At 33.4% G+C, this 20,730-nt stretch carries 19 protein-coding genes; 4 read left to right on the forward strand and 15 right to left on the reverse strand.

Annotated elements, in window-relative coordinates:
• Window positions 1–38 precede the first annotated feature (38 nt).
• From BUB42_RS06580 to BUB42_RS06595, 4 genes are read left to right on the forward strand one after another with little or no spacing between them, the layout of a single operon-like run.
• Window positions 39–743, forward strand: coding sequence for a 3-keto-disaccharide hydrolase (locus BUB42_RS06580; protein WP_139257303.1), 705 nt, complete (start codon window positions 39–41; stop codon window positions 741–743).
• A gap of 50 nt (window positions 744–793) precedes the next feature.
• Window positions 794–2,011 (forward strand): nucleoside permease, encoded by a 1,218-nt coding sequence (locus BUB42_RS06585; protein WP_073018375.1) that lies wholly within the window; start codon window positions 794–796, stop codon window positions 2,009–2,011.
• Between the two features lie 10 nt (window positions 2,012–2,021).
• Window positions 2,022–2,909: a hydroxypyruvate isomerase family protein gene (locus BUB42_RS06590; RefSeq protein WP_073018377.1), complete on the forward strand. Its 888-nt coding sequence runs from the start codon at window positions 2,022–2,024 to the stop codon at window positions 2,907–2,909.
• A 19-nt stretch (window positions 2,910–2,928) separates the two neighbouring features.
• Window positions 2,929–3,804 carry a sugar phosphate isomerase/epimerase family protein gene (locus tag BUB42_RS06595; RefSeq protein WP_073018379.1) on the forward strand — a complete coding sequence of 292 codons (876 nt, stop codon included), beginning with the start codon at window positions 2,929–2,931 and terminating at the stop codon, window positions 3,802–3,804.
• Window positions 3,805–3,876: 72 nt separating this feature from the next.
• On the opposite strand, the gene BUB42_RS06600 is transcribed toward BUB42_RS06595, so the two are convergent.
• The 15 genes from BUB42_RS06600 to BUB42_RS06670 form a co-directional block, all read right to left on the reverse strand.
• Window positions 3,877–5,529: a M1 family metallopeptidase gene (locus BUB42_RS06600; RefSeq protein WP_073018381.1), complete on the reverse strand. Its 1,653-nt coding sequence runs from the start codon at window positions 5,527–5,529 to the stop codon at window positions 3,877–3,879.
• Window positions 5,530–5,588: 59 nt separating this feature from the next.
• A complete protein-coding gene (locus BUB42_RS06605; protein WP_073018383.1) occupies window positions 5,589–6,635 on the reverse strand; it encodes an alkaline phosphatase D family protein in 1,047 nt (348 codons plus the stop codon).
• A gap of 141 nt (window positions 6,636–6,776) precedes the next feature.
• Window positions 6,777–7,991, reverse strand: coding sequence for an ATP-grasp domain-containing protein (locus BUB42_RS06610; RefSeq protein ID WP_073018395.1), 1,215 nt, complete (start codon window positions 7,989–7,991; stop codon window positions 6,777–6,779).
• A 3-nt stretch (window positions 7,992–7,994) separates the two neighbouring features.
• The gene (locus BUB42_RS06615; RefSeq protein ID WP_073018398.1) at window positions 7,995–9,428 is read right to left on the reverse strand and encodes a leucyl aminopeptidase family protein; all 1,434 of its coding nucleotides are present in this window, start codon (window positions 9,426–9,428) and stop codon (window positions 7,995–7,997) included.
• A 52-nt stretch (window positions 9,429–9,480) separates the two neighbouring features.
• On the reverse strand, window positions 9,481–10,614 hold the full coding sequence (locus BUB42_RS06620) for an alpha/beta hydrolase (protein ID WP_073018399.1): 1,134 nt from the start codon (window positions 10,612–10,614) through the stop codon (window positions 9,481–9,483).
• A gap of 202 nt (window positions 10,615–10,816) precedes the next feature.
• Entirely contained in the window at window positions 10,817–11,416 is a 600-nt protein-coding gene (gene hisIE, locus BUB42_RS06625; RefSeq protein WP_073018401.1) for a bifunctional phosphoribosyl-AMP cyclohydrolase/phosphoribosyl-ATP diphosphatase HisIE, read from the reverse strand.
• Between the two features lie 66 nt (window positions 11,417–11,482).
• Entirely contained in the window at window positions 11,483–12,238 is a 756-nt protein-coding gene (gene hisF, locus BUB42_RS06630; RefSeq protein WP_073018402.1) for an imidazole glycerol phosphate synthase subunit HisF, read from the reverse strand.
• Between the two features lie 41 nt (window positions 12,239–12,279).
• Window positions 12,280–13,038, reverse strand: a complete 759-nt coding sequence (gene hisA, locus BUB42_RS06635) for a 1-(5-phosphoribosyl)-5-[(5-phosphoribosylamino)methylideneamino]imidazole-4-carboxamide isomerase (RefSeq protein ID WP_073018404.1) — start codon at window positions 13,036–13,038, stop codon at window positions 12,280–12,282.
• A 91-nt stretch (window positions 13,039–13,129) separates the two neighbouring features.
• Window positions 13,130–13,756 carry an imidazole glycerol phosphate synthase subunit HisH gene (gene hisH / locus BUB42_RS06640; protein ID WP_073018406.1) on the reverse strand — a complete coding sequence of 209 codons (627 nt, stop codon included), beginning with the start codon at window positions 13,754–13,756 and terminating at the stop codon, window positions 13,130–13,132.
• Window positions 13,757–13,818: 62 nt separating this feature from the next.
• Window positions 13,819–14,955, reverse strand: a complete 1,137-nt coding sequence (hisB, locus tag BUB42_RS06645; protein ID WP_073018776.1) for a bifunctional histidinol-phosphatase/imidazoleglycerol-phosphate dehydratase HisB — start codon at window positions 14,953–14,955, stop codon at window positions 13,819–13,821.
• Window positions 14,956–15,241: 286 nt separating this feature from the next.
• A complete protein-coding gene (gene hisC / locus BUB42_RS06650; protein WP_073018417.1) occupies window positions 15,242–16,294 on the reverse strand; it encodes a histidinol-phosphate transaminase in 1,053 nt (350 codons plus the stop codon).
• A complete protein-coding gene (gene hisD / locus BUB42_RS06655) occupies window positions 16,284–17,576 on the reverse strand; it encodes a histidinol dehydrogenase (protein ID WP_073018419.1) in 1,293 nt (430 codons plus the stop codon). Before hisD ends, hisC begins: the two co-directional genes overlap by 11 nt.
• Window positions 17,577–17,719: 143 nt before the next feature.
• Entirely contained in the window at window positions 17,720–18,577 is an 858-nt protein-coding gene (hisG, locus tag BUB42_RS06660) for an ATP phosphoribosyltransferase (RefSeq protein ID WP_073018778.1), read from the reverse strand.
• A gap of 262 nt (window positions 18,578–18,839) precedes the next feature.
• Window positions 18,840–19,352: a DUF2231 domain-containing protein gene (locus tag BUB42_RS06665; protein ID WP_073018421.1), complete on the reverse strand. Its 513-nt coding sequence runs from the start codon at window positions 19,350–19,352 to the stop codon at window positions 18,840–18,842.
• Between the two features lie 255 nt (window positions 19,353–19,607).
• Window positions 19,608–20,723 (reverse strand): efflux RND transporter periplasmic adaptor subunit, encoded by a 1,116-nt coding sequence (locus BUB42_RS06670; RefSeq protein WP_073018423.1) that lies wholly within the window; start codon window positions 20,721–20,723, stop codon window positions 19,608–19,610.
• Window positions 20,724–20,730 lie beyond the last annotated feature (7 nt).

Consider the following 20,730-nt stretch of genomic DNA (forward strand, 5'->3'; position numbering starts at 1 on the left):
CTGAAATGATAAAAAATATTTTTTATTCAATATTCGCAATGATAGTAGTACAAACAGCAAGTGCACAGCAAGACGCTCCTCCTAAAGGATTTAAATACATTTTTGATGGCAAGTCAGCAACCGGATGGCATACTTATGGTAAAAAAACGGTTAGTTCTGGTTGGAAAGTTGAAAATAATGAATTGCATTTTGATCCGTCGGCGGCGCAAAATGGTCAAGGAGGCGATATTGTTACCGATGCTGAATATGAAAACTTCCACTTAAAACTGGAATGGAAAGTAGCCCCTAATGCTAATAGCGGTATCATATTTTATGTAAATGAAGATTTAACTAAATTTAAAAATACGTATGATACAGGTGTAGAAATGCAAGTTTTAGATAATGATGGGCATCCTGATGGAAAAATTGAAAAACACAGAGCTGGTGATTTATACGATTTAATAAAAAGTAGTTCTGAACCAGTAAAAGCTGTGGGAGAATGGAATAATGTTGACATTGTATGCAAATTTGGAAAACTTACAATGATGTTAAATGGAGTAAAAGTTGTTGAAACCGTTTTGTGGGATGCTAACTTTAACAATTTAGTAGCAGGAAGCAAATTTGCGAGTTGGGCTGGTTTTGCTAAATTTAAAAAAGGAAAAATTGCGTTGCAAGATCACGGCGATAAAGTTTGGTTTAGAAATATAATGATCAAAGAGTGGAATACAATGAAAATAACAACTGGTTGCGAAGCTGGTATGTAATTAGATTCTGCTATACACTGACTAAACCTAAATTTTATACCGAATAACTAATGAATAATACCATCCGAACAAAATTATCCCTAATGATGTTCCTTAACTTTTTTGTGTGGGGAATATGGTTTGTTACTATGGGTACATTTTTAACCAAAGGAGGAATTGCAGCTACAGGAACTCAAACCGGACTTGCTTACGGAACCCAATGTTTAGGAGCAATTGTAGCTCCTTTTATCGTAGGAATGATTGCTGATAAATACTTTGCTGCACAAAAAATATTAGGATTACTGCACCTTTTTGGCGCCGTTATTTTGTATTTACTATCAACGCAAACAAGTTTTGATTCTTTTTATTCTTTATTGTTGATTTACATGATTCTTTTTATGCCCACTTTGGCATTAGTAAATTCTATTTCATTAAATCAAATGACAAACTCTGAAAAAGAATTTGCTAAAATTAGAGTTTGGGGCACTATAGGCTGGATTGTTGCTGGTTTAACTATAGGTTTTATGTCGTGGGAATCTGCGCCAAAAACATTAAATATCACGTTTGAAATTTCAGCTATAATCTCAGTAGGATTAGGTGTGTTTAGCTTTTTCTTACCTAACACACCACCACTTAAGAAAGGGAAATCAGTTAGTTTTGCTGAAACTATAGGATTGGATTCTTTTAAGATTTTAAAGGATAAGAACTACTTGACCTTTTTCATAGCGTCAATTTTAATTTGTATTCCTTTGGCTTTTTATTACGGGCAGGCTAACCAATTTTTGAATGAATCTGGGATGGAAAAAGCAGCGGCTAAAATGACAATCGGGCAAATGTCAGAAATGGTTTTTCTTTTTTTAATGCCTTTTTTCTTTTTAAGATTTGGTATCAAACAAATGCTATTATTTGGTATGTTCGCATGGGTTTTGCGTTATTTATTATTTGCTTATGGCGATACTGGAAGCGGTATTTGGATGTTGTATTTAGGAATTGCATTGCATGGAATTTGTTATGATTTTTTCTTTGTAACAGGACAAATTTATACAGATCAAAAAGCTGGACCTGAGTCGCGTTCATCTGCTCAAGGATTAATTACACTAGCAACTTATGGGATTGGAATGTACATTGGGTTTTATGTTGCGGGATTAATAGTAGATTATAATTCATTGGAAGAAGGTCAACATAATTGGCAACAAATATGGATATTTCCTTGTTTGTTTGCTTTAGGAGTTTCTATCCTTTTTGCTGTCTTTTTTAAAGAAAAACAAAAACTAAACTTAAAAACTTAAGCAAAGTATAATGGATAATATTAGTCGTAGAGTATTACTAAAAGGATTACTAGCTGGAACTGCTGTGATAGCAATTCCAGATAGCATTTCCTCTTTGGCTAAGCCAAAAAATATAGACGATTTAAATTTTCGATTAAAAGGAAATGTAAATCATTCAGTGGCACGCTGGTGTTTTGGTGATATCGACATTGACACGTTTTGTTCTGAGGCTAAGAAAATAGGAATTTCTGGTATTGATTTGGTTGGCCCAAAAGATTGGCCAGTATTAAAAAAATACAATCTAATTTCGACAATGTGCAATGGAGCCGAAATTAATTTGGTGGATGGTTTTAACGATATAAAATTCCACGATGTTCTAATTAAAAATTACTCTGAAATGATTCCGCTTGTCGCAAAATCAGGATATAAAAATCTAATATGTTTTAGTGGAAATCGCAGAGGAAAAACCGATGAAGAAGGTTGGAATAATTGTGTTCTTGGATTACAAAAATTGCTTCCTTTAGCTGAAAAACACAACGTGCTGCTGGTAATGGAATTATTGAATAGCAAAGTCGATCATAAAGATTATCAATGTGATAAGACTTCATGGGGAGTTACATTAGCAAAACGCTTAAACTCAGAAAATTTTAAGTTGCTTTACGACATATATCACATGCAAATTGATGAAGGTGATGTAATTAGAACTATAAAAGAAAATCACCAATATATTGCGCATTATCATACGGCTGGAGTTCCTGGACGCAATGAAATAGATGAATCGCAGGAGTTGAACTATCCCGCAATTATGAGAGAAATTGTAAAAACCGGTTTTAGCGGATTTGTTGCTCAAGAATTTATACCAAAAAATAGTGATAAATTAGCTTCATTAAAAAGCGCCATTTCAATTTGTGATATTTAATAATTTTAAAATAAATGCAATGATACAAAGAAGAGAATTTTTAATCAATGCTAGCTTAGCTTTAGGCGCACTTGCTATCGCTCCTTCATTTGCATACAATGCGAAAAAGAAAGATATCGGATTACAACTGTATTCCTTGAGAGCGTCATTACCAAAAGATGTTGAAGGAGTTTTAAGCCTAGTTGGAAAAGCAGGTTTTAGCGAAGTTGAGACTTATGGTTTTTCAATAAAGAATGGATTCTTTGGCACCAATGTTAAAGATTTTAAAGCGATGCTAATTGACAATGGTTTAAAAGCAACCAGTAATCACTTTGATTTTAATAGTTATCTAGAAACTGGTTCGACTGAAATAATAAAGGCTTATATCGAAACGGCTAATACCTTGGAAAGTAATTATGTTACCGTGCCTTGGATTTCAGAAAAATTGCGAGGAACGACAGCAGATGATTATAAAAAGTTAGCAGATAAAGTTACACAAGCCGCTGAACTATGCAAAACTGCTGGTTTGAAATTAGCGTATCATAATCATGACTTTGAATTTGAAGAATTTGGAGACACCACAGGCTATGAAATTTTATTAAACAATACAGATAAGAATATTGTTGATTTTGAACTTGATTTATACTGGGTAGTTCGCTCTGGCAATGATCCAATGCAATTATTTAAGAAATATCCTGTTCGTTTTACAATGTGGCACGTAAAAGATATGGATAAAATTAATCAAGATTTGAATACAGAGATAGGAAAAGGTGCCATTGATTTCAAATCCATATTTGCTGAAGCAAAACTTTCAGGAATGAAACATTTTTATATTGAACATGAAACGAATTACTACCCAAATCCTATTGAATCAGTTACAGAAAGTTGCTCTTACGTTAGAAAAAATCTACTCTAAAAGCTAAGTTTTCAATCTAAAAAAGAGTCAGTTGTAAATTTACGATTGACTCTTTTTTCTTTTTTTTAAATTCTATTCTGAAATATTAAGACATGCAAGATAATAATTCTTGTCAATTTCTAGCTTAGAAGCAGTTGCTTGGCTAGTTATATTTTGCCATTCTGTGGTGGGATTTAAAACTTTTTCTATTCCATCAATTGTTACTTTAACGGGCAAGTTAAAACCACTAACGCAATTTATCCATCGATACCCAATCGTATTATTTTTGAAAAAATATTCTAATGTTGGAACTCGAGTATCTCTTAAATACTGATTGAAAAATGAAGTTAAATCTAGTCCTGAATTTTTACTTAGATAATCTTCGATCTGTTTTGTGGTTACAGTTTGATGGTAAAAAGTACTATTGAGGCCTCTCAGAATACTTCTCCATTTCTCATCGTTGTTAATAATTTGACGCAACGTGTGCAACATATTAGCGCCTTTATAGTACATATCGCTAGATCCTTCGTTATTTACTTCATATTGTCCTATAATTGGTTTATCATTCTCTATATTTTTTCTAAGTCCCCGCACATAACTAAATCCGGCTTCTTTACCATAGTAAAATTCGACAAATAAACTTTCAGAGTAATTGGTAAAACTCTCGTGAATCCACATATCAGCAATGTCTTTGTACGTAATGTTATTTGCAAACCATTCGTGCCCCGACTCATGTATAATGATAAAATCAAATTTTAATCCCCATCCTGTTCCGCTTAAATCTCGACCTTGATAGCCATTTTGAAAACCATTTCCATAGGTAACTGAACTTTGATGTTCCATTCCTAAATAAGGTGCTTCAACCAGTTTATAACTGTCTTTATAGAAAGGATAAGGACCAAACCAATGCTCAAAAGCTTTTAACATTCTTGGAACATCCTGAAATTGTTTTTTGGCTTTAGCCAAATTATCTCTCAAGACATAATACGTGCAATCCAAAACACCTTTTTCTCCGTTGAATTTTTCAGAAAACGAGACGTAATCTCCAATATTGATATTGACACCGTAGTTATTAATAGGGTTTGAAACATACCAATTGTATGTTTTAGTTCCATCTTTTAATTGCTTCACATTTTGTAATCGACCATTTGAAACTGCAACTAAATCCTTTGGAACATTAACGCTGATAAGCATATTCTCTACTTCGTCATACATGTGATCTTTATTAGGCCACCACACACTAGCACCTAAACCTTGACAAGAAGATGCGATAAATAATTTACCATTGCTGTCTTTTTTCCAAGTAATACCTCCGTCCCACGGCGGATTTATCGCTACTTTAGGCTTTCCTCCGTAAAATATAATTAGTTCTTTTGTTGTACCAATTTTTTGATCAGCGTGTAATTCAATAAAAAAAGCATTTCCTTCTCTTTTGTATTTTAGTTCTTTCCCGTCTTGAATTACTTTATAAATTTCCAGTGGTTGCTGCAAATCAATTTGCATACTATTATATTCTTGCAATACTTTATATACAACAGTGTTAGATCCTGTAATTGTGCTATCTACAGGATTTACTTTTACATCAAGATGATAGCTTTTTAAATCCCACCAAGCTCTTTCTTTAGTAATACTCCCTCTCAGTGAATCCTGTCTTGTAAATACATCTTTATTTTGTAAAAGTCCTTGCGCCTCTACTCCATTAAATAAGAAAAGGGCAAAAATAATAGCAACAAACTGTTTTTTCATTTCGATGAGTTTTAGACAAAAATAAGATTTATCATTGACGTTAGAAGACGATTCAAAATTTAATTTGCCGGATAGATTTGGATAAATTGCTGCATCAACTTATTGTCTATACCTCTAATTTCCATAATTACTTTATTATTTTTAAAATCAAATTTCAAAAGACCAAAATTTATATCTTTCACAACTTCGCCTTTTTGATAAGGATTTTCCTCGCCTGAAAACCCTTTGTAGGTATGAGTTAATCCGCTAGAAGTAAAATCTACTAGTGGATAAGGTAAGCTGTCTATAATTTTAGAGGAGAAAGTAGAAATATGTCTATCACCAGAAATCATAATAGTTCCTTTAGCTTTTGTAGAAACGATCATTTTCTCCAGTTTTTCCACTTCGTGAGGAAAATTTCCCCAAGTTTCAAAACCATGTTTGTTTGACAAAAACTGGATGCTGCTAACAATAATATTAAAATTGGCATCCGAAGTTTGCAGTTCATTTTCCAGCCACTTCCATTGGTCACTTCCTAGTAATGTTCCCTGACCAAAATCATTTGGCTGAAAACGTTTTGTAGAATCAGTAGCTTTTGTTAATGCAGTTCTAAAAAATCGCGAGTCTAATACGATTATTTTTACTTTATTATTATCGATTGTGATTATTTTAGAAGTGTAAACTCCATCTCTTTTTCGTTCCAAAGCATTTTTAGATGTGCCTATAAAATCAAGAAATAATTGCTGGCTCTCTCTTTTTAGCGGATATTCCTCTCCACCATCGTTTGCGCCATAATCATGATCATCCCACGTTCCCATTATAATTTTATTTTGAATAAACTTTAAGTATTCAGGATCTTGTTTTTGAATTTGGTAATTGTCATTAAGAACTTTCATATCTTCAGTATCAGAATAGATATTATCGCCACCCCAAATCCAAACGGAAGGATTATTTTGATCGATAGCTAGCCAGAGTTCATTTTTAATTTTTTGATTGTCGCATGAACCAAATGCTATTGTAAAAAGGGAATCGTTGCCATTATTTTTAATTGTGATTGAGTTTTGCTGAAATGGCGTTTTACAACCCATAAAAGTAATTATGCAAAGCAGAAATAGTAATTTTTTCATGTGGAATTGTATTGAAATATATTTGAAAGGATTAAAAATCGAAGTTAACTAAATGCTTTGCTTTGTACGTTAAACTATCATTACTAAAAAAAGCGACTAATCAATATGATTTAGTCGCTTTATTTTTTTAGTACATATCTTTTAATGCAAAGTTGTAATCTTTGCTTGCTCGACAACAGCTGTGAAATCAGCTGCTAAGCGATTTCCATAATCTTCTAATAGTGCTAAAACTCTTTCTTGTTTATCTGATTTTACTATTAATCCAGCGTGATATTTTAGCGGAACGATAAAACAAACTTCTGGATCTGAAAAGGAACTTAAATCAGGATGTTCAAACTTAGATAAGGTTAACGCAATTCCTGCATATCCCTTTTTAGCTTTTGGTAACGAATATTTTATTTCTTTGGCTAAGCAATTCTCAATCTCCGCCCATTCTTTCCACAAATTTATGTTGGACGCCTCAGCAACCATTTCTGCAAGGTGCGCTCCGCCAACTCTGGATGAAGTTTCTAGAAAATAGATTTGTCCAGTCTCCTTGCATTTTATGAATTCGGTATGAGCTGCGCCATGTTTGAGTCCAAAACCTTTTAAAACTTGTTCATTAATTTTCTTAATCGCTTTGTCATCATCACTGTTGTATTTGATATTAGCTGAACGAAAAACACCGCCGCCTTGAGAAACCTCCATTGGCGTAGCCAAATATTTTGAAGTCAAACTAAAAATAACTTTACCTTCAAAAATCAAGCTGTCACAGTGATAAACATCGCCAGGCTTAAATTGTTCTAACAAATATTTAAAACGATTGTTTCCCATTTCGTTAATGTGAATCCACAAACTCTCTTTGTCATATACTTTTATGATCCCTGTTGCCGAAGCTTCTGAACGGGGTTTAAAAACCCATGGTGCTTGGACTGTATCAGCAAATGTGTTGATATCATGGTCATTAAATAATGAACAAAAAGCTGGAATTGCAATACCACAACTTTTTGCTCGCATGCGCATTGCCAGTTTGTCTCTAAAATATCGTCCTGTAGTTTGTCCCATTCCATCAATACGCAAGTTTTCACGCAAATAAGTCGCTTTTTCAACGTCATAATCATCAAGAGCAACAATGGCATCAATTTTAGTAGATTTCATAAAATTTCCAACTCCTAGTAAAAGATGTTCTAAATTCCAGTCAACATCTTGCCCTTCCATATAGAAAATTTCATCAATATGGTCTAGGGGCCATGCTTCATTTCTTAGTTTTTCACTGGTAACTAGATACACTTTGTTACCTAAGTTTTTCAGCTGAATTAAAAAATCGGAACCTTTAAAATAATTTGAAATGCAAAGAAATGTTTTAGAATTTTCCATCTGTTATAAATTTTCTATGAATTTAGTTAATAAATGAACGCCATACGCGGTTGCGTGTTTACTTTTTGCAAATTCATCATCGCCAAATGCGACGCCGGCAATATCAAGATGTGCCCAAGCTTTGTGTTCTTTTGTGAAATATTCTAAAAATTTGGCCGCGCTAATTGCTCCAGCAACTGGTTTGCCGCTATAGTTTTTTACATCGGCAATATCACTTTCAATATCTGATTTATATACGTCCCAGAGCGGCAACGGCCATAAACGCTCGCCAATTGCATCGCCACTTTGTTGTAATTTTTCAGCCATTTCTTTGTTATTGGTAAACAAAGCACCACATTCAAAACCTAAAGTTGCAACACTACTTCCAGTAAGCGTCGCGATATCAACAATATAATCCGGTTTATAATTTTTTATTAAATACGATAATCCATCGGCTAATACGAGTCGGCCCTCAGCGTCGGTATCGATTATTTCTATCGAATGGCCGCTATAACTTTGTATTACATCACTGGGTAAAAACGACTTGGCATCAACGGAATTTTCAGCACATGGAACTATTGCAGTTACTTGAACCGGTAATTGTAAATCAGCTATTAATTGCATTGCTCCAAGAACAGCGCCACCACCGGCCATATCGCACTTCATGTGAAGCATTCCCGCTGTTTTTATGTTCAGTCCACCAGTGTCAAAAGTGATTCCTTTTCCTACTAATCCAATATGTTTACTGTTTTCGACTGGCTGTTTCGGACTGTAATTCATTATAATAAATTGCGGCTCATTCTCGCTTCCTTTTCCTACTGCTAGAAAAGCTCCTAAACCAGCAATTTTTGAGGCTTCATAACCTAAAACGTCTACTTGAAATCCGTATTTTTCGCCTGAATCTTTAGCCCAAGTAGCCATGTATTTTGGATTGACAGTATTTGGAGGTAAATTAACTAATTCATAAACGCTTAATTGTGCTTTTGCTATTTTCAAACCTTTTTTGGCTGCAGCCAAATGATCACTTGCCGAAACTAAATTTAACGTAAAATCTGTATCTAAGAACGGGTGCGATTTTTTATCTAATTTAAAATGACCAAGGTTATAAGTGCCCAGAATTAAACCAGAAATCATTGCTTCAACTTGATTATCATCAACTTGTTCAGGCAAAACTAAGGCTAAATTAACACTAAAAAGCTCTTTTTGCTTAGCAGAAATTCGGCGGAAAATAGTTTTAATAGATTTATAATCTGTTGTTTTTCCTAAACCAATAAATAAATGAATAGTATTGCTTTTCTCGACAACATAATGCGTGTCTTTCTTAGCTGAGAAAACTTTAGCTGAAATTTCTATATCATTGAAAGTATTTACACGCTGATTTTTTTCAGCAGATTCAAACACAGGAATTAAAATAGTTCCTGAAAAATTAGCCAAGTTTGGGATAGAATTTATTTTCATTTATAATGATTTAGTCTTCGTTTTTAATTTTTAATCGCTTTCATCAATCTTATTATTTAGTCTGAAAAAACAACCATTCAATTGCTTTAGGAAATTCATCACTCCAGTACGTTTCCGTGTGTTTTCCTTTTCTGTTGATGCTTAAATTGATTTGACTGCTATCTGTTATAAATTCCTTCGAAATCAAATCTTGTTGAAACTTTTTAACTTCAGCTAGTAAATTTTTACTTTCTTCTCCACCTGCGTACAAATAAATTTTAACGTCTGGAGTATTTTCTTTTTTAGCGGTAATTTTTAATTCGGGAACCACCCAAAGCGAAGGTGAGAAAATCATTAACTTCCCATAAACTTCTGGATTTTTTAATCCGCTAAAAATACTAACTAATCCGCCCATTGAGCTTCCGCCTATTCCTGTAAATTCTCTTTCCTTTTTGGTTCGGAAATTACTATCCACAAATGGTTTTAATGTTTCTGTTACAAAGCGAATGTATTTTTTTCCTTGCCCTTTTCCTAAAACTGTTTTGCCCACATTGTATTCCAATATTCGATCTTCCTCAGCATGTTCTATTGCAATGACTATAATTTTCCCAATTTTATATTCTGACATTACGGCTAATTTTTTATCAATTTCCCAATTGCCAAATTCAGCAGATTCATTGAATAAATTTTGAGCATCCTGTAAATACATGACAGGATAGTTTTCGCTTGAATTGTCATAATCGTGCGGTAATAAGGCCCAAATCTTTCTTGTTTTATTCAATTGCGGAATCTCAAATTCATCCGATATTAATTGAACTTGTGGCAGGAAAGATTGTTTAAACGGTAACCAGTTTTTTCTCCATCGCGCAACATGTTCTTTTTGGATTCCTGTGTGTAATAATGTAGAGCGATTTTCTGTCCGATTTCCTTCTATGTTAATCTCAACTTCACTCCAATCACCTTTTGTGAACTTGTATAAAAGTTGTTGTGGATATTCAAAATCATGTGGAAATTTATAATGATAAGAACTATTTCCAATTTTTTCCATCAGGAATTCTTTGTCTTGCGTTCGCCACTTATTGAAATTTCCAGAGATATAAACAGGTCGCATATCGTCCTCATCAGTTGTCAAGATTATATAAAGACCTGTATTTAATTTTGTAATATCTTGATCAAAAACGATATTTTCTGAATTATTAATTTGCATTGTAATGTGGTATTTTATAAAGAAAGTAAATATAAGGGATTGTTTTTTGAAATAAAAGAAAAAAATCCAATAGCAAATGATTTTCACTATTAGATTTTTATGTTGATTAGCTCGTTAATAATAATACTTAAAAACGACAATTCAATTGTTTTTTGGGACAATGAATGCATTTAGAAATATATCGAAAACCTGATAAAGTGTTTTATTTTTGACGACTTTTTAAGACATTTACAACGTCATTTATTTTGAAACCTTTGGCTTGTAATAATATCAGATAATGAAATAATAAATCAGCACTTTCGCTTAAAAACAGATCATCGTTATCATCTTTGGCTTCAATTACGACTTCGATAGCTTCTTCACCTACTTTTTGCGCGATCTTATTAATTCCTAATTTAAACAACGATGCCACATAACTTTTTTCAGAATCGGCGTTTTCCCTGCGAGTTTGGATGGTGTTCTCTAATTTGGAAATAAAACCATATTCAGTCTTGTTTTCTTCTGCCCAGCAAGTATCAGTTCCATTGTGACAGGTTGCTCCTACTGGTTCCACCTGAATCAACAACGTATCGTTATCACAATCGTTTTTGATGTCAATTAAATTCAAAAAATTGCCACTTTCCTCTCCTTTCGTCCAAAGTCTTTGTTTTGTTCTACTGTAAAAAGTTACTTTATTAGTTTCTACAGTTTTTGCGTACGCCTCTGCATTCATGTAACCCAACATCAAAACATTTTTAGTTTCACTGTCTTGAATGATTGCAGGAATTAATCCATCTGTATTTTTTGAAAAATCTATATTCATTTTTTTTAAGTTAGCTATTCGAGGTTAGATTTAGCGATTAAAATTTAAGTCATTAATAAATTAAATTTAAATTCTAACTTCTATATTGTTGTTTTTTAATTCTTCCTTCAATGTTTTAATTTCAATTTCCTTAAAGTGAAATACACTTGCTGCTAAAGCTGCGTCTGCTTTGCCATCATTAAAAGCATCAACAAAATGCTGTATATTTCCTGCTCCACCAGAAGCAATTATTGGAATATTAACTAATTTAGAAAGTTTTGCCAAGGCTTCATTTGCAAATCCGTTTTTAGTTCCGTCATTATCCATTGATGTAAACAAAATTTCTCCAGCTCCACGTTGCTCAACTTCTGTTGCCCAATCAAATAAATTCCAGTCAGTTGGAACTTTGCCGCCCACTAAATGCACAATCCATTGGCCGTCAATTTGCTTTGCATCAATAGCAACTACCACGCATTGGCTTCCAAATTTTTGTGCCAAATCATTTATCAACTGCGGGTTTTTAACAGCAGATGAATTAATAGAAACTTTATCAGCTCCATTTTGCAATAAAATTTCAACATCTTCAACAGAAGAAATTCCACCACCAACAGTAAAAGGAATATTTATAGTAGAAGCCACTTTCCGAACCAAATCGACCAAAGTTTTCCTTCTTTCTTCAGTTGCTGAAATGTCTAAGAAAACCAGTTCGTCCGCGCCTGCATCCGAATAAATTTTGGCTAATTCTACAGGATCGCCTGCATCCCGCAAATCTACAAAATTTACGCCTTTCACGGTTCGTCCGTTTTTTATATCAAGACAAGGGATTATTCTTTTTGTTAGCATTTTTATTATGTTTTGCGCAAAGACGTTGCAATGCAACGTCTTTACATTATATATTGTTCCAATTGTTTCATCGAAATTCGTCCTTCATAGATTGCTTTTCCAATGATTATTCCCTCACAACCTAATTCAGCTAATTTAGGTAATTCATCAAAAGTCGATATTCCGCCAGAAGCGATTAGTTTAATCTCGCCTCCCGACTGCGCTCGAGAGGACAGACTTGAATTAAAATTACATTCGTCAAGTATTTTCTTATACAAATCAAAACTAGGACCTTCAAGCATACCATCTTTAGCAATATCAGTACAAATTACGTATTGAATTCCTTTATTTTGGTATTCCTGAATAAAGGGAATCAAATCTTCATCAGAATCTTCTAGCCAACCTGAAACTGCTACTTTTTCATTGTTGGCATCAGCTCCTAAAATAATTTTGTCAGCGCCATATTCAGCAATCCATTTTTCAAATATCGCTCTGTTTTTTACCGCTATACTTCCACCTGTGATCTGGTTTGCACCACTTTCAAAAGCAATCTTTAAATCGGCATCGGATTTTAATCCACCACCAAAATCAATTTTTAGTTTTGTTTTCGAGGCAATTTGCTCTAATATTTTGTAGTTAACAATTTGGCTTGATTTAGCTCCGTCTAAATCAACCAAATGTAAATATTCGATCCCATGAGCTTCAAATTCTTTGGCTACTTCAAGCGGATTTTCATTGTAAATAATCTTGGTGTTGTAATCGCCTTTTGATAAGCGAACACATTTTCCGTCTATTATATCTATTGCTGGTATTATTCTCATTAGGTTTTTGATTGTAGATTAACGTCCCGATCGTTCGGGATTAATTTCAGATTGCTAAAGGGATTGATTTTTACCATCATCATTGAACTGTTTATAATTTTAAAAAGTTACCCAAAACTTTCTCACCTATATCACCACTTTTTTCTGGGTGAAATTGTGTTCCGTAAAAATTATCTTTTTGCAAAGCCGATGCATATTCCAATTCATAGTTTGTTGTAGCAATTGCTTCATTACAAAGTGGCGCATAAAAACTATGAACTAAATACATGTATTCGTTTTCAGGAATTCCGCTAAATAACTCTGATTTTAAGTTATAAATTTGGTTCCAGCCCATTTGCGGTACTTTAACCTTATTTGAAAATTTTACAACATCAACATCAAAAATCCCTAATCCTTTGGTATTACCTTCCTCCGATGATTTACACATCAATTGCATGCCTAAACAAATCCCTAAAACAGGTTGCTTTAATTCTGGAAGTAAAGTATCTAAGCCGCTTTCAACAAGCATTTTCATAGCAGAACTCGCCTCACCAACACCAGGAAAAATTACTTTATCCGCGGCTTTTATTTCGTCAGGATTATCACTTAAAACTGCTTTAAAACCTAATCTTTCGATGGCAAACATAATGCTTTGGATGTTTCCAGCTCCGTAATTTATAATTACAAGCCCCCCATCCCCCGAAGGGGGAGCAAAAGTTGATCTTTTTTGTTCATTCATTAATTTATATTTTTTTATAACGTAAAGCAATCTAAATTCCCCGGCGCGGCAGGGTAAGGGGGCTACAGCATCCCTTTTGTACTTGGCAAAATCATTTTTTCTGTATCGCGTTTTACGGCTACTTTTATTGCTTTGGCGAAAGCCTTAAAAATCGCTTCTATCTTGTGATGCTCGTTTGTGCCTTCTGCTTTGATGTTAATGTTTGCTTTTGCTCCATCCGAAAATGATTTAAAAAAGTGTAGAAACATCTCCGTTGGCATTTTACCAACCATTTCTCGTTTGAATTCTGTTTCCCAAACTAGCCAGTTTCTACCTCCAAAATCAATTGCAACTTGCGCTAAACAATCGTCCATTGGCAAACAAAAACCGTAACGTTCAATACCTAATTTATTTCCTAACGCTTTTGCAAAAACTTCTCCAAGCGCAATGGCAGTATCTTCAATGGTGTGGTGTTCATCGACTTCTAAATCACCTTTTACAAGAATTTCTAAGTCCATTTGACCGTGACGCGCGATTTGGTCTAACATGTGATCAAAAAAAGCTATTCCTGTCTCGATTTTACTTTTTCCAGTTCCGTCGAGGTTTAGGTTAATGTAAATATCAGTTTCGTTGGTTTTTCTCTTAATTGAAGCGGAACGTTCTTCTAATTTTAAAAACTCGTAAATTACTTTCCAGTCCGTAGTTTTTAGAGCGATAACGGAATCTAAATCTTCTTTTTTGGCAGTAATTTCAGCAAATCCTAGTATTTCATCTGTATTTAGGAATATTGCTTTCGATCCTAAATTTTTCGCTAATTCTACATCAGTAATTCGGTCCCCAATCACAAATGAATTTTCTAAATCATATTCAGGATTACTAATATATTTAGCTAACAAACCTAATGCTGGTTTACGAGTAGGTGCATTTTCATGTGGAAATGTTTTATCAATTAAAATTTCACTAAAAATAACGCCTTCATTTTCAAAAGCTTTCATAACCAAATTATGAACAGGCCAAAAGTTAGCTTCTGGATGAGAATCGGTTCCCAGACCATCTTGATTAGTGACCATAACCAACTCAAAATCTAGTTCTTTGGCTATTTTACCCAAATATTGAAAAGCAAATGGATAAAACTCCAATTTTTCAAAACTATCTAATTGATAATCATTAGGTTCTAAAACCATCGTTCCATCACGATCTATAAAAAGTATTTTTTTCATTATTTTGTTGCTTTTAGCCAGTTGTTTTTTATTTGGGCGTGTCCCTGCGGGCCGGGCTATTCGTTCCCGCTTTTTTATGACTTCGTTCCTCTGCCATAAAAAGAGCTCCACTACTATCCCTCACGCGACTCAAATCATATTTATAGACGTTTATCGTCTTCGACCATCCTTTGCATTTTCTCTGGAGCACTATCCGTAGTAACTTCTTCACAAGGTCTAAACAAAATCATGTAACTAGAAAAGTTACCATCAATGTAAAGACTATTTTTTTCGTCGTTTATTACTATTAATTAATTTCCTTTAAAGCTGCAATTAATTTTTGATTTTCGACTTCTGTTCCAACAGTTAAACGCAACGTATTATTACAAAGTGGTTGAGTTGTTCGGTTACGAATAACAATTCCTCTGGCAATCAAATCAGCATATCTTTTATTCGCATCATCAACTTTAACTAATATAAAATTAGCTTCTGATGGATAGATTTTTTCAACAAATTTTACATCAAGTAAAACATTAAGTAAATCTATTCTTTGTGCTATAATTGAGTTTATTTCGGAGCTTATTTGATCAGGGCTAGCTAACCTATCCAAAGCTCTTTTTTGACTTAATTCATTAACATTATACGGTGGTTTTATTTTATTTAAAACCGCAATTACTTCACTCGAACCATAGCAAATTCCCAATCGGATTCCTGCCAAACCATACGCTTTTGATAATGTTTGAGTGATCACTAAATTAGGATATTCGTCTAACTCGTTGATCCAACTTTCCTTTTTGGAGAAATCAATATAAGCTTCGTCAATTACAATTAAACCTTTGAAATTCTGTAAAAGGTACGCAACACTTTCATCAGAAAATGAGTTACCTGTCGGATTATTGGGACTGCATAAAAAGATTATCTTCGTATTGTCATCTACAGCAGCCATGATTTTTTCGATTTGTGGCTGAAAATCATCTGAAAGTAGGATTTCTTTATTTTCCACTGCATTGATATTAGCTAGAACGCCGTACATTCCGTACGTTGGAGGTAGAGTAATTACATTGTCAATTTTTGGTTCACAAAAAGCTCTAAACAATAAATCCAATACTTCATCACTTCCATTTCCTAATAGAATTTGATTCGTTTTAACATTTTTTTGTTTCGCGAAGATTTCTTTCACGTTCATTTGCTGTGGATCAGGATAGCGATTCACTCCATTCTCGAACGGATTTTCATTGGCATCCAAAAAAATCATATTAGCAGTGTCAAAATCCTTAAATTCATCTCTTGCAGAAGAGTAAGGTTTCATCGTTTTTACGTTTGATCTTACTAAATTATTTATGTCAAAATTACTTTTCATTATTGATTGCTTTAAGTCGTAATGTAACTGCATTTTTGTGCGCTTGCAACCCCTCAGCTTCCGCCATGATTTCAATTGCTCTACCAATATTCAGAATTCCTTTTTCAGAGATTTTTTGAAAAGTCATAGCTTTTAAAAAACTATCTAGGTTTACACCGCTATAATTCTTAGCATAACCATTTGTTGGTAACGTATGATTAGTTCCAGAAGCATAATCGCCAGCACTTTCTGGAGTGTAATTTCCTATGAAGATAGAACCTGCATTTTCAATTTTATCGACATAAAAATCATCACAAGCTGTACAAACAATAAAATGTTCCGGACCGTATTCATTAATTAAATCAAGCGCAATTGTATCGTTTTCAACAAAAATTAACTTAGAATTTGCAATTGCTTTCTCGGCGATATCTTTTCGTGGTAAAACTGTGATTTGTTTTTGAATCTCGATCTCAACAGCATCGATTAAATTTTTAGAAGTAGAAACTAATATTACTTGACTGTCTACTCCGTGTTCTGCTTGCGATAATAAATCTGATGCTACAAAGGCAGCAACAGCAGTATCATCAGCAACAATCAACAACTCTGATGGACCAGCTGGCATATCAATAGCCACTCCAAATTGCGTTGCTAATTGCTTAGCAACCGTCACAAATTGGTTTCCAGGTCCAAAAATTTTATACACCTTCGGAATCGTTTCCGTACCAAAAGTTAAACCAGCAATAGCTTGTATTCCTCCTACTTTTAAAATTTTAGTAACGCCACATAAATTAGCGGCATATAAAATAGCAGGATTTATATTTCCATTTTTATCTGGCGGCGAACACAAAACAATTTCCTTACAACCAGCAATAGTAGCTGGAACAGCAAGCATTAAAACAGTTGAAAACAAGGGTGCAGTTCCGCCTGGAATATATAAACCAACTTTTTGAATTGGTCGTTTTTCCTGCCAGCAATTAACTCCTTCAATCGTTTCCACTTGAACTTTCTCTGTTTTTTGTGCAGCGTGAAATTTTTCAATGTTTGATTTGGCGAGTTGAATCGCTGCTTTTAATTCTTCTGAAACATTATTGACAGCTTCTGTAATTTCTGCAGTAGAAACTTCTATCTTTTCACAAGCAACCCCGTCAAAAAGTGAAGTGTATTTGGCAACAGCCTCATCCCCTTTTTTTTGAACTTCCTTAAAAATTTCTTTAACTGTAGCTTCAATGTCATCTACTGTTTTTGTTGGTCTTTCTAAAATACTTGACCAAGTTTCTGGTTTTGGATTGTATATTTTATTCATTTTATCTAGATTTAAAACCCAATTTTTTAAATTCCAAATTCCAATTCTCGCAAGTTTTAGAATTTAGATTTTTAACTATTGAAAGTTTATAAGTTTAAAACTTCATTTTTTTATTTCGTACCTCAAACCTCGTAAATCGTACTTTAAAGCACCATTTTCTCAATTGGGCAAACTAAAATTCCTTCAGCTCCAGCCTCTTTCAGTTGGTCAATAACATCCCAAAAAGTATCTTTCTCTATAACTGAATGAACGCTACTCCATCCTTCTTGCGCCAATGGAATTACGGTTAGACTTCGCAATACCGAAAGAATTTTTCCCACTGCATCAATTTTGTCATTGGGAACATTCATCAAGATATATTTTGATTTTCGAGCTCTCAATACAGATTCAATTCTGAATTTTAAAGTGTCTATTATTTTTTGAGATTCTGGACTTACTTTTGGAGAAACCGCTAAAACTGCTTCGCTTTTAAAAATAACTTCCACTTCCTTTAAATTGTTCTTGAAAAGGGTGCTTCCGCTCGAAACGATATCAACAATTGCATCTGCAAGACCAATATTAGGTGCAATTTCTACTGAACCTGAAATTTGGTGAATATCAACTGAAACTCCTTTCGAATTGAAAAAATCAAGCACTGTTTTAGGATAGGACGTCGCAATACGCATGCCGTCTAGATCTTGAACCGAGTTATATTCAAATGTTTTGGGAACTGCAACCGAGACTTTGCATTTTGAAAAACCAAGTTTCTGAATCACTTCAATATCGCCTCCTTTTTCAACTAATAAATTGTCGCCTACAATAGCAATATCGACAACTCCATCCATCAAATATTGCGGAATATCTGAATTTCTTAGATATAGAACTTCCAAAGGAAAATTTGAAGCTTCGGCTTTTAATTGATCAATTCCGTTGTCTATTGAAATTCCAGCATCTTTTAGAATTTGAATACTTTCTTCATTTAAACGACCTGATTTTTGAATTGCAATTTTTAATGTACTCATTTTGTTTTGTTTTTTGTTTTTATAAATAGCTGAGTACAAAAATTAGGTAATAAAAAAACCCGCTTGATGTACTCAAACGGGTTTTAGAATATAATGATTTACACACATATCATTAACACATCGCTTGAGAGCAATAATGAAAATGATGATGATGCAATTGATTTGTAAACATTTTGACTTTTTTTAATCTGATGCAAATATAAGAGATTAATTATTTAAAATCCAATTCTAAATATAACTTATTTCTCAAAAATTGTGAATATTAATGATTTTTACTTTCACTTTCAGAATTTCTTGGCGTTGATTCCTGCGCATTAACATTAGTATTTAGGTAATTGTCTCTAATTTCAGTATGACGAATTTCACCACCTGATGTTCCTACCAATGTAGCTAAATAAATAGCTGGAACTGCAATGAGCACTACTACTACAGAAATGAACTTTGCCTTAGCATGATTTTTTACATTGAGAATTATTCCCAATGCAGAAATTCCGCCCAGCAAATATATTACGATTGCTAACTTTTCTGCTAATTCCTCGTGTTCATGAATTATAGCTTTCCCAATGCCGGGGAAGTCCTCTACCATTTCCTCGGCGCCTTCGCCTGTTTGCATACTAATTAAGGCAAAAATTGCAGAGAAGATAAATAATACATAAGCCGTATTTTTGACTGAATTATTTTTTAAAAATAGTCCTACTACCAAAATCCCTAGGGCAAAAATAGTTCCAATTATTGGGAAATGATTTACTACTAAATGTAAATGAGCGTCATTCATAATATAATTAATTTAAGGTTTAGATATTTTACATCCTTCAAGGTTTATAAACCTTGTGAGGTGTCTTACTGTAATTTTTTACTGCTGCAAAGTAGTCGAAACTTTGTTTATTTTTTTATTTTTTTTTGCTAAAAGATTTCAAAACCTTATCGGTGTCTCGCGATGCTATTTTTTGAAATCTTCAATTTTAAAAATCACAATCAATTTACTTTTAGCTATTATGTGTTTTATTGTCAAAAAAGTATAAAATCTTTGTTAGTTAGTCAATTCAAAAACACCTTTTGTCAAAATTCTTGAAGACGCATTAATAATTGAATTTGGTAGTATTTCTACAAACTTCTCTGATTTTTCGCCCACCGTCACAGAAACTTTTTTAAATGAATAACCGTTTTTTTCATTTTCCAGCAAAAGTACAAAACTTTTATTATCCTCTTTTATAATTGCTTCCGATGGAATTGCTAATCCTTTCTTAGAATCCACAATCACATTTGCTTCGACAAACATTCCAGTTAGTAATTTTTGTTTTATTGATTCGTCTAAATGCGCATGCACATTTATAGTTCTGTCATTTCCTTCTATTGATTTTCCAACTAAATGTACTTCGGCATTAAATGTTTCTTTGGAAGCTTCTGGAACTGTAAATAAGATTTTTTGTCCTATTTTGATCTGTAAAATATCTTTTTCAAAAATAGCTAATTCGAGATGTAAATGGTCAGTATCAACTATTTCTAAAATTACATCTGACGGTGCGGCGTACATTCCCACGTTAGCATTCATAATAACTATGTCACCTGAAATTGGAGAAAAAATAGTGATTATTGAAGTTAGCTTTCCGTTTTCTACATTTTTAGGATTAATATTTAGTAACACTAATTTAGCGCGTAAACTTTGTGACATTGCTTTTGCTCTTCGAAAATCACTTTCTGCTTTTAAATAGTTTTTTTGTGACGTTATATTTTCATCAAATAAGGTTTTTTGACGCATGTATTCTGATTTTAGGAATGTAAGTTGCTCTATAACTTCCATATAATCTTTTTGGATATCTAGAAATTCAGTGCTTTGCAATGTCAATAATGCTTGACCTTTCTTGACTTTATCACCTACAAGAAGTGTGGTAGCTTTTACATAACCGCCCACAAATGTTGTAACCTTAGCCCGGTTTTGAGGTGGAACATCAATTTTCCCAGATGTTTTTATTGTCACATTAAAATCTTGTTCGACTGGAGTTGCAATTTCCATTGATAAGGACTTAAATTGTGCTGCAGTTACTATTGTAAAACCATTGTTTTTTGGAGTTTCTTCTTCTGCTTTTGATTCTTTACACGAAATTAGTAAAAGTGAAAGTGAAATTATATATAGTAATTTTTTCATTATCGTG

It is taken from the genome of Flavobacterium micromati (assembly GCF_900129585.1).
Classification (GTDB): domain Bacteria; phylum Bacteroidota; class Bacteroidia; order Flavobacteriales; family Flavobacteriaceae; genus Flavobacterium; species Flavobacterium micromati.